Origin of the sequence: Salinicola halophilus (genome assembly GCF_003206155.1) — a bacterium.
GTDB lineage: Bacteria > Pseudomonadota > Gammaproteobacteria > Pseudomonadales > Halomonadaceae > Salinicola > Salinicola halophilus.
The window spans coordinates 43,093-56,106 of the sequence record NZ_PZJV01000006.1 but is presented as its reverse complement, the minus strand read 5'-3'; the positions used below and the strand labels follow the sequence as shown (position 1 = coordinate 56,106).

Here is a 13,014-nt window from a genome sequence, read left to right as displayed (position 1 = left end):
ATGTCCCAACGTGACTATTACGAAGTATTGGGCGTCGACAAGGGCGCCGATACGAAGGAAATCAAGAAGGCTTATCGGCGGCTGGCACAGAAGTACCACCCCGATCGCAACCCGGAAGATCAGCAGGCAGCGGAGAAGTTTCGCGAAGTTTCCGACGCCTACGAAGTGCTCTCCGACGGCGAGAAGCGTGCGGCCTATGACCAGTTCGGTCACGCCGGCGTCGATGGTCAGGGTGGCGGCTTCGGTGGCGGTGGCTTCGGCGGTGCCGGTGCCGGCGGTTTCAGCGATATCTTCGGCGACGTCTTCGGCGATATCTTCGGGGGTGGCGGCGGTGGCCGGCGTAATCCGAACGCCCCGCAGCGCGGCAGCGACCTGCGCTACAACCTCGAGATCGATCTCGAAGACGCTGTCTTCGGCACCACTGTCGACATCCGGGTGCCGCGCCATATCGAGTGCGAGCACTGCGACGGCGGCGGCGCCGAGCCGGGCTCCAGCAAGGAAACTTGCCCGACCTGCCAGGGTATGGGCCAGGTACGTATGCAGCAGGGCTTCTTCGCCGTGCAGCAGACCTGCCCGACCTGTCACGGCGGCGGCCAGTCGATCAAGGTGCCGTGCCGCAAGTGCCACGGTGAGGGTCGTGTACGCGAGACGCGTACGCTATCGGTGAAGATTCCGGCAGGCGTGGACACCGGCGATCGTATTCGCCTGAACGGTGAGGGCGAGTCCGGCCTGAACGGCGGTCCCGCCGGCGATCTCTACGTCGAGGCGCAGATCAAGCCGCACCCGATCTTCGAGCGTGATGGCCGGCACCTGCACTGCGAAGTGCCGATCAACTTCGTCGATGCTGCCCTCGGTGGTGAACTCGAAGTGCCCACTCTCGAAGGGCGGGTGAAGCTCAAGATTCCGCCGGAGACCCAGACCGGCAAGCTCTTCCGCCTCAAGGGCAAGGGCGTCAAACCGGTCCGCGGTGGACCCGCCGGGGATCTGCTCTGCAAGGTAGTGATCGAGACACCGGTCAACCTCTCCGAAGAGCAGCGGGATCTGCTGCGCGCGTTCCAGGAGAGCCTGGGCAGCGCCAGCCGCCACTCGCCGAAGAAAGAGGGCTGGTTCGACGGCGTCAAACGCTTCTTCGAAGACATGAAGCCGTAGGCGCCAGATCGACCGTCCAAAGAGAAGGCCCCGTCCGGGTAGTACCGGGCGGGGCCTTTTTCGTGGTCTTCAGCGAGCAGGCGCGTCGAGTCGTCGGGCTTACCCCGCATCCGAGGTCTCTTCCCAGTTCTTGACCTCGCTCGACAGGGTCTTCAGCCGCATCACCGCCAGGCGCGAGACCGGCAGCAGCTCGCGGCCATCGTTCTCGGCGTAATCGATGATCTGACGTTTCATCTCGCGGGCCCAGAACTTCTTGAGATGGGCGGCGATCGGCTCGGCCGCCGCTTCATCGCTGTCGTGATGGCGGTTATTGAGGCTGATCTGATTGACCATCTTGATCAGCGGCGTCGTGGGATCGTTCATGGCGACCTCGCACTCCAGACGGGTTCAGGGTGTCCGGCGCTCATTTGAGTGCCGGCTCCGGGGCTTCGGCATCGGCCAGATAGCGCTGCTGGCGCTCGTCGAAGCGCTGGAACTGCTGCTGCCACGACGAGGGCTGCGAAACCTTCTCGACCTGCACGGCCGTTACCTTGTACTCGGGGCAGTTGGTCGCCCAGTCGGAGTTGTCGGTGGTGATCACGTTGGCGCCGCTGCCCGGGTGGTGGAAGGTGGTGTAGACCACCCCCGGTGCCATGCGTTCGCTGACCCGGCAGCGCAGCACGGTATGACCTACACGGCTACGGATACCGAGCCAGTCTCCATCGCGCAGTCCGCGGTCCTCGGCGTCCACCGGATGGATCTCCAGCACGTCCTCGGCGTGCCAGGCGCTGTTGGCGGTGCGTCGCGTCTGTGCACCCACGTTGTACTGGCTGAGAATGCGCCCGGTGGTCAGCAGCAGCGGGTAGCGGCCATTGACCCGCTCCTCCGTTGCCACGTATTCGGTGATGGCGAAGTGGCCCTTGCCGATCGGGAAGTCCACGCCGTGCATGGTCGGCGTGCCGAGCGGGTAGTCGTCGTTGCAGGGCCACTGGATGCTGCCGAGCCGTTCGAGCTTGTCATAGCTCACCCCGGTGAAGGTCGGCGTGAGGCTGGCGATCTCGTCCATGATTTCCGACGGATGGCGGTAGTGCATGTCGTAGCCCAGGGCGTTGGCGAGATCCTGCGTCACCTCCCAATCCTCCTTGCCGGCCACCGGCGGCATGACCCGACGTACGCGGTTGATGCGGCGCTCGGCATTGGTGAAGGTGCCGTTTTTCTCGAGGAAGGTCGCGCCCGGCAGCAGCACGTGGGCGTACTTGGCCGTCTCGTTGAGAAAGATATCCTGCACGATCAGGCAGTCCAGCGCCGACAGGGCCGCTTCGACGTGCTGGGTGTTGGGGTCGGACTGGGCGATGTCCTCGCCCTGGACGTAGAGCGCCTTGAAGGTGCCGTGGATGGCGGCATCGAACATGTTGGGGATACGAAGCCCCGGCTCGTCATCGAGTTTGGCGTGCCACACGCTTTCGAAGCGCTCGCGAATCGCCGGGTCGGCGACGTGCTGATAGCCCGGCAGCTCATGCGGGAACGAGCCCATGTCACACGACCCCTGGACGTTGTTCTGCCCGCGCAGCGGATTGACCCCGACGCCCTCGCGACCGATGTTGCCGGTCGCCATCGCCAGGTTGGCGATCGCCATGACCGTGGTCGACCCCTGACTGTGCTCGGTGACGCCCAGGCCGTAGTAGATCGCCCCGTTGCCGGCGTTGGCGTAGGTGCGGGCGGCTTCGCGAACCGCCTCGGCAGGTACGCCGGTCTCGCTTTCCACCGCTTCCGGGGCGTGACGCGGATCAGCGATGAACTCGCGCCAGCGCTGGTAGCCATCGGTGTCGCAGCGTCGGGCGACGAAGTCGGCGTCTTCCAGCCCTTCGGTGATCACCACGTGGGCGAGGGCATTGACCAGTGCCACGTTGGTGCCCGGCTTGAGCGCCAGGTGCAGACCCCCGCCACCGTGGGGCGTGGCAAGCAGGTCGATGCGTCGCGGGTCGGCCACGATCAGCCGGGCCCCCTGACGCAGCCGGCGTTTCATCTGCGAGGCGAATACCGGGTGGGCATCGGTCGGATTGGCCCCGATCACCAGAATCGTGTCTGCCTTCATCACCGAATCGAAGGTCTGGGTGCCGGCGGACTCGCCCAGCGTGGTCTTGAGCCCATAACCGGTCGGCGAGTGACAGACCCGGGCGCAGGTGTCGGTATTGTTGTTGCCAAAGGCGGCGCGAACCAGCTTCTGCACCAGATAGGTCTCTTCGTTGGTGCAGCGCGACGAGGTAATGCCGCCGACGCTGTCGCGACCATACTGCGCCTGAATCTCCTTGAGACGTCGCGCCGCGAAACCGATGGCCTCTTCCCAGGACACCGCGCGCCAGGGCTGGTCGATCGAATCGCGGATCATCGGCTCGCGAATGCGGTCCTTGTGGGTGGCATAGCCAAAGGCAAAGCGACCCTTGACGCAGGAGTGGCCGTGGTTCGCGTCTCCTCCCTTGTAGGGCACCATGCGCACCAGCTTGTCGCCCTTCATCTGCGCCTCGAACGAGCAGCCCACGCCGCAGTAGGCGCAGGTAGTCACGACGCTGTGCTCGGGGACGCCTTCCTCGATGACGCTTTTTTCCATCAGCGTCGAGGTGGGGCAGGCCTGCACACAGGCGCCGCAGGAGACGCACTCGGAATCCATGAAGGGTTCGTTCTGGCTGGCAGCCACTTTCGAATCAAAGCCGCGGCCCTCGATGGTCAGGGCAAAGGTGCCCTGCACCTCGTTGCAGGCGCGCACACAGCGCGAGCAGACGATGCACTTGCTGGGATCGAAACTGAAGTAGGGGTTGGAGTCATCAATCTCGGCGTCGAGATGGTTGGCACCATCGAAGCCGTAGCGTACCTCGCGAAGCCCTACAACACCGGCCATGTCCTGCAGTTCGCAGTCGCCGTTGGCCGGACAGGTCAGGCAGTCCAGCGGGTGATCGGAGATGTAGAGCTCCATGATGTTGCGACGCAGCTTCGCGATTTTCGCATTCTGCGTCGTCACCGACATGCCCTCGACCACCGGCGTGGTGCACGAGGCGGGCATGCCGCGACGCCCCTCGATTTCCACCGCGCAGAGCCGGCAGGACCCAAACGCCTCGAGATTGTCCGAGGCGCAAAGCCTTGGAATGGTGATGCCGGCCAGTGCCGCAGCGCGCATCACCGACGTCCCTTCCGGCACGCGAATGGCCGTGCCGTCGATGGTCAGCTCGACCGGCGTCTCGGACGTGCGCGCCGGGGTGCCCAGGTCGCGGTCGAAAAAGGCCGGATTGAAGGTGCTCTGGGCCTCGCCGACACCACCCAGGCCTGCGTTGAACGAATGGGTACCGGATTGTTTGGGATCGGCTGTTTTGGGATCGAAATAGTTCAGCATGTCGTACCTCCCACCGTTGCGGCCTGTCGAGGTGTCAGATCATCAGGGAAGTGCTGCAGGACGCTCTGCACCGGGAACGGCGTCATGCCACCCATGGCACACAGCGAGCCATCGACCATGGTGTCGCAAAGGTCGGTGAGCAGGGCGAGGTTCTTATCCAGCGACTCGCCGGCCCGCAGGCGGTCGATCACCTCCACGCCGCGCACGGCACCGATCCGGCACGGCGTGCACTTGCCACAGGACTCGACGCTGCAGAACTCCATGGCGAAGCGTGCCTGGTCACCCATATCGACGCTGTCATCGAACATCACCACGCCGCCGTGGCCTACCACGCCACCGAAGGCGGCAAAGCCTTCGTAGTCGATGGGGTGATCCCACTGGCTTTCGGGCAGATAGGCGCCCAGCGGACCGCCAACCTGCACGGCCTTGAGCGGACGTCCGCTGCGGGTGCCGCCGCCGAACTCCTCCATCAGTTCGCGCAGACTGGTGCCGAAGGCAAGTTCCACCAGCCCGCCGCGCTTGACGTTGCCGGCCAGCTGAATGGCCAGCGTGCCGCGCGAGCGGCCCAGGCCGTAATCGGCGTAGGTCTGACCGCCCTGATCCAGAATGAAGGGAACGGTGGCCAGCGACAGCACGTTGTTGACCACGGTGGGTCGGCCGAACAGCCCTTCGATGGCCGGCAGCGGCGGCTTGGCGCGTACCAGCCCGCGCTTGCCCTCGAGGCTTTCCAGCAGCGAGGTCTCCTCGCCGCAGATATAGGCGCCGGCGCCCAGGCGCACTTCCAGATGGAAGCCGCGGCCGCTGCCCAGAATGTCATCGCCGAGATAGCCGGCGGCTACGGCGCGCTCGATCGCCTCCTCGAGTACGGCGTGGGCCAGCGGGTATTCGGAGCGCAGGTAGATGTAACCCTGATCGGCGCCTGCGGCGAGACCGGCAATGGCCATGCCCTCGATCAGCAGGTAGGGGTCGCACTCCATCACCAGGCGGTCGGCGAAGGTGCCGGAGTCGCCCTCGTCGGCATTGCAGACCACGTACTTCTGGCCCGCAGGCTGATCGTGAACCGTCTGCCATTTGATGCCGGTGGGGAAGGCCGCGCCGCCACGCCCGCGTAGCCCGGAGGCGGTGACCTCGTCGACCACCGCCTGCGCCTCCAACGCCAGCGCCTTCTCCAGACCCTTGAAGCCGCGCAGTGCGGTGTAGTCCTCGATGGATACGGGGTCGGTGAGACCGATGCGCGAAAAGGTCAGGCGCTGTTGGCGCTTGAGATAGGCGATCTCTTCGGTGAGGCCGAGTGCCAATGGATGATCCTGGCCTCCGTCGAGCAGTCCGGCATCCAGCAGGGACTCCACCTCCGCCGGCGTGACCGGGCCATAGGCGACGCGGCCCTCGGGCGTGGCAACCTCGATCAGCGGCTCTAGATAGAAAAGCCCGCGCGAGCCATTGCGCACAATATTGATGTCGACATTGCGCGCCTTCGCGCCGCGCTCGAGGCGGGTGGCGACCCGATCGGCACCCAGCGCCAGCGCCGTGGTGTCCCGGGGGACATAAACGGTAACGGCCATCATTTCACCTCCACGACGGTCGCCGACAGTTCATCGGTCAGTTCATCGAACTGCTCGGGCGTCATGCGACCATAAACATCATCATTGACGCGGATAGAGGGGCCGCAGGCGCAGTTGCCCAAGCAATACACCGGCTCAAGCGTGAACTCGTGATCCGGTGTGGTCTGGTGATAATCAATGCCCAGCGCCTTTCTCGCATGCGCCTCGAGCTGGCGGCTACCCACCGCCTGACACGCCTCGGCGCGACAGATCTGAATCACGCTGCGCCCCGCCGGGTGGGTGCGAAAGTGATGGTAGAAGCTGATGATGCCGTGCACCTCGGCGCGGGTGTGGCGCAGTGCCTCGGCCACCCTGGGAACCGCCTCTTCGGGAATGAAGCCGAAACGCGCTTGAATGGCGTGCAGCAGGGGCAGCATCGCGCCCGGTCTCGCACGGTGGGCATCGATGACTGTCTGGAGCTCTGCCGGCGTCCAGGCGTCGGCAACGGGAGAAGCTGAGTGGGACATGGCCGGACCGCCTCATCGAGTCGTGAGTTGTCGCTGTCGAGGCGCCGCGCCGGCGACTCTCAGCCGATCGTCTTATAGGAATCGCCGTTCTTAACTGCTTTAAGTCAGGGTCGCTACCAGCGCCAAACTAGCACCCCGATTCAGGCCGAAAAATATGAACGACAATGCTTAGCCCAAGGTGGAACATCACCCCGGCGTGGCGCTATAGCCGCGATGACGGTGAGCGTCTCGACCCCGTGCTGTTCACGCTGCTGGCGAACCTTCACGACAGCGGCAAGCTCACCCAGGCGGCCAGTGGCGCGAAAATCTCCTACCGCCATGCCTGGAACGTGCTCAACCGCGCCGAGGCTTTTTTCGGCATGTCACTGGTGGAGATGCGCCGCGGCCATGGCACGCGTCTGTCGCCGCTGGGCGAGACGCTTCTGTGGTCCGAGCAGCGGGTCAAGGCGCGCCTCGGACCGCAGCTCGAGAGCATGGCCTCTGAGCTCAACCACCAGTTGCAGCAGCAGCTGGCCGGCTCCCATCCCGTTCTGCGACTCCATGCCAGCCACGGCTACGCGGTGGCGCTGCTGCCGGATTGCCCGGGGGAGCTGGACCTTCGCTACTGCAACCCGCTGGAGGCGCTCAACGCGCTGGGCCGCGGCGAGTGCGACCTGGCGAGCTTCCACCTGCCGGTCTGCCCGCGCCTTGCCGAGCAGGTGATGACGGCGTACCGCACACAGCTGGCGAGCCAGGATCTGGCAGTGATCCGCTTCGTCACCCGTCGTCAGGGGCTGATCCTGCGGCCCGCGGACGAGTCGCGGATTCGCGGGCTTGGCGATCTTCTGATGCCGGACGTGCGCTTCATCAACCGTGATGAACACTCCGGCACGCGGGTGCTGTTCAATCTGCTGCTGGCGGAGGAGGGCATCGAGGAGGCGGCGATTCCCGGGGCCTTTCACGAGGAGTTCACGCACACCGCGGTGGCGGCCTATGTGGCGGCAGGGATGGCCGACGCCGGGTTCGGCGTGGAAGCGGCGGCGGCGCAATTCGGACTGGCGTTTCGGCCGCTCTCTACCGAGCATTATCTACTGATTGGCCAGGCGGCGAGTCTCGAGCAGGAGCGTGTCCAGCATCTCCTGTCGCATCTGACGTCGCCGCCGCTGCTCGAGCAGATCGAGGGGCTTGCCGGCTACGCCGCCGATCGCCCCGGGGAAGTGGGCACGTTCGAGACGCTGCTGGCGGAGGATCGACGGCGGGAAGCCGAGGCATCGGCATCGTTATGAGCGTGGAACCCGCGTGGCCGCGGGTTCCTCGTGAGTTGAGACACTCCGACCGGGGTGCGACTCAGAACAGCGCCGCGGCCTTGGCCAGCGCGATGTAGAGCCCGATCAGGAAGGGAATACCCACGCCGAGCCAGGCGAGCACGCCGCCGATACCGAAGCGCCCGCGTGCTGCGGTCTCGGCGTTGGCGGCAACGCCGTCATCCTGCTGCAGCGCGCGCTCGCGGGCCAGCTCCTCATCGCTCATCTGCTGTGACGGTTTGACCGGCCGTACCAGCGCGTTGCAGATCAGCCCCAGAAACAGCAGACCCGCCATGATGTAGAGCGTGCGGTCGTAGACGAGGCTCGCTTCGACCCCGGCATCGAGCTGCGCCTCGCGCAGCGCGGCGATCACCAGCGGGCCGACCAGACCGGCGGCGGTCCAGGCGGTCAGCAGGCGGCCGTGGATCGCGCCAACCATCTGGGTGCCGAAGATGTCGGCGAGATATGCCGGCACCGTGGCGAAGCCGCCACCGTACATGCTGAGAATGACGCAGATCGAGATCACGAAGAGCCCGGCCATGCCGAGATGGCCCCACATGGGCAGCAGGCAGTACATGACGATGCCGATCGCGAAAAAGCAGTAATAGGTGTTCTTGCGGCCGATCTTGTCCGACAGCGATGCCCAGAACAGGCGACCGAGGCTGTTGAACAGGCTGATGAGTCCGACAAGGCCCGCGGCGGCGGCGACCACCGCCGCCTGCTGCGCTTCGTTCAGCGCCGCTCCGCGATCCTCGAGCCCCACCAGCGCGCCGCCGAAGACGTCCTGCAGCATCGGGCTCGCCATCGAGATCACCGCGATCCCCGCCGTGACGTTGAGGAACAGCACGCCCCAGATCAGCCAGAACTGCCGGGTTTTCCACGCGGTATTCAGGTGCACGTGCCCCTGGGTGATCATGGTGTTGCTCTTGGCCTTTTCCGACGGCGTCCAGCCGGCGGGCTTCCAGCCATTGGGCGGCACGCGAAAGCCGAGGGCCCCGCAGGCCATGACGATGGCGTAGATCCCCCCCAGGGTGATCAGCGTCATCGCCACTCCGGTGCCGCCGTCGGCGCCGTAGTGGTTCATCAGTACGACCGCCAGGGGCGCGCCGACCATGGCGCCGCCGCCGTAGCCCATGATCGCGAAGCCCGTCGCCATGCCGCGGCGGTCGGGAAACCACTTGATCAGCGTCGAGACCGGTGTGATGTAACCCAGTCCCTGGCCGATACCGCCGAGTACGCCGCAGCCCAGATAGATCAGCCAGAGCTGATGGTTCATCACGCCGAGACCGCCGACGATCAGTCCGCCGCCCCAGCAGAGTGCAGCGATGCAGCCCGCCTTGCGGGGGCCGGCGTGCTCGAGCCAGGCGCCCCAGATCGCCGCCGAGACCCCCAGCATCGCGATGAAGATACCGAAGACGTAGGTGACCTGGCTGACACTCCAGTTGCAGCTCGTGGTGGTCAGCGCCTGCAGCAGGCCCAGGTTGTTACAGCTGGCGGGGGCGTTGACGATCTCCTGGCTCATGGGAAGCCAGAACACCGAGAAGCCGTAGGCCATGCCGATACACAGATGGATCGCCAGCGCTGCGGTGGGTACCAGCCAGCGGTTGAAGTTGGGGCCCGCTATCGTTCGCTCGCGGGAGAAGAACCCCGCCGAGCCCGTGCCGCGACCCTCGGCGGTCTGCGTGATCCCAGTCATCGTGAACCCTCGTTTTTGATTGTCGTCGTGTTCGATCGTCGTCTTGCCATGCGCACGGTCCGGCGTTCCGGCGGTCCGGCGGTCCGTATTCGGCGCCGCCGCTAGCGGGCCGGTGAGTATCCGGGTATGCGGCGCTCACGGCCTGACGTCCGGCAGAAGGGGGACAGCATCGGAGGGCGGGGGATAAATGACAACTAGCGGAAATCATTATGCTTGTGCGTGCATAGGTGGCGGTTCGCCGCGCCGCGGCGGGGAAACCGCGGCACCGGCCTCGGCGATGCCGGAGGCGTCGACGGCTAGAGTGCGCCGTCGACCACGAGCAGTGGATGCCCGCGGGAGCAGCGCTCGATACGCCCCTCCACCCGGTAGATGTCACGCAGCAGTTCGGGCGTGACCACCGCCTGGGTCGGCCCGCACGCCTTGAGCGTGCCATCGGCGAGCACCATCGCCTGGTCGGTGAAGCGCAGCGCGTGACCGAGATCGTGCAGGGCGACCACGATCAGCATGCCCCGTTCGGCGGCGAGACGTCGCAGCACGGTGAGCAGGGCGATCTGGCGATGCAGGTCGAGGGCGGAGGTGGGCTCGTCGAGCAGCAGCACGTCCGGTGACTGCACCAGTGCCTGGGCGGCACTCACCAGCTGGCGCTGGCCGCCGCTGAGATCGCCGATGTCGCGCTCGGTCAGCGCCTGGATGCCCAGCTCGTCGATGGCGCGGTCCACCGCCTCCAGATCCGCCGGACTCACCTTGAGCCGTCGCCCCTGCATGCGCGCCAGCAGCACGCTCTCGTAGACGGTGAGCACGGCATCGACTCGCGTCTCCTGCGGCATGTAGGCGATGGGGCGCTCGGCCGTGGCGCCTTCCAGGCGGACCTCACCCTCACCGTCGACGAGTCCCAGCACGCGGCGAAAGAGCGTCGACTTGCCCGCGGCGTTCGGGCCGAGCAGCGCGACGATCTGGCCGCCGAAGAAGGTGGGCGTGTGGATGTCGTCGAGCACTGCCCGTTTGGCGTAGCGGGCGCTGACCTGGTCGAAGGCGAGACTCACCATGCCGATTTTCTCTGATTGAGCACGAGGAACAGAAAGAACGGGATACCTACCAGTGAGGTGATGATGCCGATGGGGATCACTGTCCCGGGAATCAGCATCTTCGACAGGATCGAGCCCACCGAGAGGATCAACGCCCCGCAGAGTGCCGAGCCCGGCAGGAAGAAGCGCTGATCCTCGCCGAGCAGCATGCGCGCGATGTGCGGGCCGACCAGACCGATGAAGCCGATGGTGCCGACGAAAGCGACCGAAATCGACGCCAGCAGCGACACCACGATCAGCACTTCCAGGCGCAGCCGGCGCGGATTCACGCCCATGCTCTCCGCCTTGGCATCGCCCAGACGCATCGCTGTGAGCGCCCAGCCGTGACGCGCCAGCAGCGGGATCGACACCGCCAGCACCGACAGCGTGATCCAGAGCTTCGGCCAGGTCGCCTTGGTGAGACTGCCCATGGTCCAGAACACCACCGCCGAGAGTGCCTGCTGGCTGGCGAAGAATTGGATCAGCGCCATCAGCGAATTGAAGATGAACACCATGGCGATGCCGAGCAGCACGATCGTCTCGATCGTCACCCCACGCTTGAGGCTGAGCAGGTGGATCGCGAAGGCGGTCAGCATTGCCACCAGGAAGGCGTTGATCGGCACCATATAGGCGACGCTGCCCGGCAGGATCGCCACGCCGAAGGCCAGCGCCAACGCCGCGCCGAAGCCGGCGCCGGCAGAGATGCCGAGGGTGAATGGGCTCGCCAGCGGATTGCTGAGGATGGTCTGCATCTGCGCCCCGGCGATGGAGAGGCTGGCGCCGACCACCACCGCCATCAGCGCCACCGGCATGCGGATGTCCCACACGATGACGCGGAGCTGATCGCTCACCGAGCCCGGCGAGACGAGGGCCGCGAGCACTTCATCGAGCCCGAAGCGGGCCGGGCCGAGGGCGAGATCGACGCACACGCTCAGACAGAGCGCGGCGAAGAGCGCGGCGAGGATCAGCTGGCGGCGCGCCACCAGCGAGCGGTAGAAGACGCGCCCCGGTGCCGGCGTCTCTAGCGCCGTCTTACTCATCGTCGTCGTCCAGCGAGACCCAGTAGCCCGGGCGATAGTCGACCGGCAGGAAGCGCTCGTGGAGCTCGCGAAGCGTCGCTTCCGGGTCGAGATCGTTGAAAAGATCGGGGTGGAACCACTTGGCGAGGCGCTGCACCGCAACGAAGTAGTAGGGGCTGTTGTAGAACTGGTGCCAGATGGCGTGGACCTGATCGTTGGCGACGGCGTCGATGCCGGTCATGGCGACGCGGTGAGTGAGCGCCTCGAGCTTGCGCCTGGCCTCGTCCATCTCCTCGCCGGGGCCGACGCCGACCCAGCCGCCGCCGGGCACGTAGGCTTCCCAGTCACCGCCGGTGACGACCACCTGCTGCGGGTTGGCGGCGATGATCTGCTCCGGATTCAAGTTGCCGAAGGTGCCGGGGATGATGCCGTCGGCGATGTTGTCACCGCCGGCGAGCGTCACGTAGTCGCCGAAATTGTGCGGGCCGAAGCTCATGCAGCACTCTTCGGTATAGCCGCCGGCGCGGTCGATGAACACTCGCGGGCGCTCGGGCTCGGCCTGCTCGAGAACGCGCGCGACCCGCGCCATCTGCGCGTTAGAGAAATCGATGAACGCCTCGGCGCGATCCTGCTCGTCGAGCAGCTCGCCCATCAGACGGATCGATTTGGGGGTGTCGGCGATGGGGTCTTCGCGAAAGTCGACGTAGACGATGGGAATGCCCAGCGCCGCCAGTTTCTGCTCGTAGCCGGCGTCCTCGGTGGCGGACTGCGACTCGACGTTCATGAAGATCACGTCCGGGTCGAGGGAGGCGGCCTGTTCGACGTCGAAGGTGCCGTCCTTGAAACCGCCGAAGGTGGGGATCTGTTCGAGCTGGGGAAACTTCTCGGCGTAGGCGGCGTAGTTTTCCGGGTCGGCCTGGGAGAGATCCTCGCGCCAGCCGACCACGCCTTGGAACGGCGTCTTTGGCTGCAGCACGCCGAGCAGATAGATCTGGCGACCCTCGCCGAGAATCATGCGTTTCACCGGCGTCTCGACGCTGACCTCACGTCCGGCGATGTCCGTCACCACCACCTCGTCCGCGGCGGCGAGGGGCGCCCACGACGTGAGCGCGAGGGTGGAAAGCGCTAGCAGCGCGGCAATCCGCACGGGACGAATGCCCGGTGCGCCGGCGCAAAAGCGGACGGATTCGTGAGAAGCGGGTGTCGTCGTCAGGTCGTGCATTCGAAAACCGATCGTCTAGGAGGTTGTCTGAGCGAGGCCGGTCAGNNCTGACCGGCCTCGCTGGCGGATAGAGCGCCGCGCCATCAAAGAATAACAATTCTCATTTACAGAGCGGCGAAGTATGCGCCGTTTTGTTCGGCGGGTCGAGG

Annotated in this window: 10 protein-coding genes; 2 read left to right on the top strand and 8 right to left on the bottom strand. The window is 65.8% G+C overall.

Going from position 1 to position 13,014, the window contains the following annotated elements; genetic code table 11:
* Complete coding sequence (gene dnaJ / locus DOM33_RS12155; RefSeq protein WP_110669350.1) at positions 1 to 1,149, top strand: molecular chaperone DnaJ; 1,149 nt, start codon at positions 1 to 3, stop codon at positions 1,147 to 1,149.
* A gap of 99 nt (positions 1,150 to 1,248) precedes the next feature.
* On the opposite strand, the gene DOM33_RS12150 is transcribed toward dnaJ, so the two are convergent.
* Genes DOM33_RS12150 through DOM33_RS12135 form a run of 4 tightly spaced genes read right to left on the bottom strand, consistent with a single transcriptional unit; the run spans position 1,249 to position 6,581 of the window.
* Positions 1,249 to 1,512 carry a formate dehydrogenase subunit delta gene (locus DOM33_RS12150; RefSeq protein WP_110669348.1) on the bottom strand — a complete coding sequence of 88 codons (264 nt, stop codon included), beginning with the start codon at positions 1,510 to 1,512 and terminating at the stop codon, positions 1,249 to 1,251.
* Positions 1,513 to 1,552: 40 nt separating this feature from the next.
* The gene (fdhF, locus tag DOM33_RS12145; protein WP_110669346.1) at positions 1,553 to 4,513 is read right to left on the bottom strand and encodes a formate dehydrogenase subunit alpha; all 2,961 of its coding nucleotides are present in this window, start codon (positions 4,511 to 4,513) and stop codon (positions 1,553 to 1,555) included.
* Positions 4,507 to 6,075: a formate dehydrogenase beta subunit gene (locus tag DOM33_RS12140; RefSeq protein WP_110670247.1), complete on the bottom strand. Its 1,569-nt coding sequence runs from the start codon at positions 6,073 to 6,075 to the stop codon at positions 4,507 to 4,509. Before DOM33_RS12140 ends, fdhF begins: the two co-directional genes overlap by 7 nt.
* The gene (locus DOM33_RS12135; RefSeq protein WP_110669345.1) at positions 6,075 to 6,581 is read right to left on the bottom strand and encodes a formate dehydrogenase subunit gamma; all 507 of its coding nucleotides are present in this window, start codon (positions 6,579 to 6,581) and stop codon (positions 6,075 to 6,077) included. The genes DOM33_RS12140 and DOM33_RS12135 overlap by 1 nt, the downstream gene beginning before the upstream one ends.
* Before the next feature lie 164 nt (positions 6,582 to 6,745).
* Here DOM33_RS12135 and DOM33_RS12130 point away from each other — a divergent pair, with 164 nt between their 5' ends.
* The gene (locus DOM33_RS12130) at positions 6,746 to 7,846 is read left to right on the top strand and encodes a substrate-binding domain-containing protein (RefSeq protein ID WP_110669343.1); all 1,101 of its coding nucleotides are present in this window, start codon (positions 6,746 to 6,748) and stop codon (positions 7,844 to 7,846) included.
* A 61-nt stretch (positions 7,847 to 7,907) separates the two neighbouring features.
* Here the strand turns inward: DOM33_RS12130 and DOM33_RS12125 are convergent, their stop codons facing one another.
* From DOM33_RS12125 to DOM33_RS12110, 4 genes are all read right to left on the bottom strand, one after another.
* Positions 7,908 to 9,560, bottom strand: a complete 1,653-nt coding sequence (locus tag DOM33_RS12125; RefSeq protein WP_110669341.1) for an OFA family MFS transporter — start codon at positions 9,558 to 9,560, stop codon at positions 7,908 to 7,910.
* Positions 9,561 to 9,856: 296 nt separating this feature from the next.
* Positions 9,857 to 10,606 carry an ABC transporter ATP-binding protein gene (locus tag DOM33_RS12120; protein ID WP_110669339.1) on the bottom strand — a complete coding sequence of 250 codons (750 nt, stop codon included), beginning with the start codon at positions 10,604 to 10,606 and terminating at the stop codon, positions 9,857 to 9,859.
* Positions 10,600 to 11,664, bottom strand: a complete 1,065-nt coding sequence (locus tag DOM33_RS12115; RefSeq protein ID WP_110669337.1) for a FecCD family ABC transporter permease — start codon at positions 11,662 to 11,664, stop codon at positions 10,600 to 10,602. The genes DOM33_RS12120 and DOM33_RS12115 overlap by 7 nt, the downstream gene beginning before the upstream one ends.
* Entirely contained in the window at positions 11,657 to 12,865 is a 1,209-nt protein-coding gene (locus DOM33_RS12110; protein WP_110669336.1) for an ABC transporter substrate-binding protein, read from the bottom strand. The genes DOM33_RS12115 and DOM33_RS12110 overlap by 8 nt, the downstream gene beginning before the upstream one ends.
* Positions 12,866 to 13,014: the final 149 nt, after the last annotated feature.

Coding starts and splice junctions, on each gene's coding strand:
- dnaJ (WP_110669350.1), top strand. CDS start 1: ATGTCCCAACGTGACTATTACGAAGTATTGGGCGTCGACAAGGGCGCC.
- DOM33_RS12150 (WP_110669348.1), bottom strand. CDS start 1,512: ATGAACGATCCCACGACGCCGCTGATCAAGATGGTCAATCAGATCAGC.
- fdhF (WP_110669346.1), bottom strand. CDS start 4,513: ATGCTGAACTATTTCGATCCCAAAACAGCCGATCCCAAACAATCCGGT.
- DOM33_RS12140 (WP_110670247.1), bottom strand. CDS start 6,075: ATGGCCGTTACCGTTTATGTCCCCCGGGACACCACGGCGCTGGCGCTG.
- DOM33_RS12135 (WP_110669345.1), bottom strand. CDS start 6,581: ATGTCCCACTCAGCTTCTCCCGTTGCCGACGCCTGGACGCCGGCAGAG.
- DOM33_RS12130 (WP_110669343.1), top strand. CDS start 6,746: ATGCTTAGCCCAAGGTGGAACATCACCCCGGCGTGGCGCTATAGCCGC.
- DOM33_RS12125 (WP_110669341.1), bottom strand. CDS start 9,560: ATGACTGGGATCACGCAGACCGCCGAGGGTCGCGGCACGGGCTCGGCG.
- DOM33_RS12120 (WP_110669339.1), bottom strand. CDS start 10,606: ATGGTGAGTCTCGCCTTCGACCAGGTCAGCGCCCGCTACGCCAAACGG.
- DOM33_RS12115 (WP_110669337.1), bottom strand. CDS start 11,664: ATGAGTAAGACGGCGCTAGAGACGCCGGCACCGGGGCGCGTCTTCTAC.
- DOM33_RS12110 (WP_110669336.1), bottom strand. CDS start 12,865: ATGCACGACCTGACGACGACACCCGCTTCTCACGAATCCGTCCGCTTT.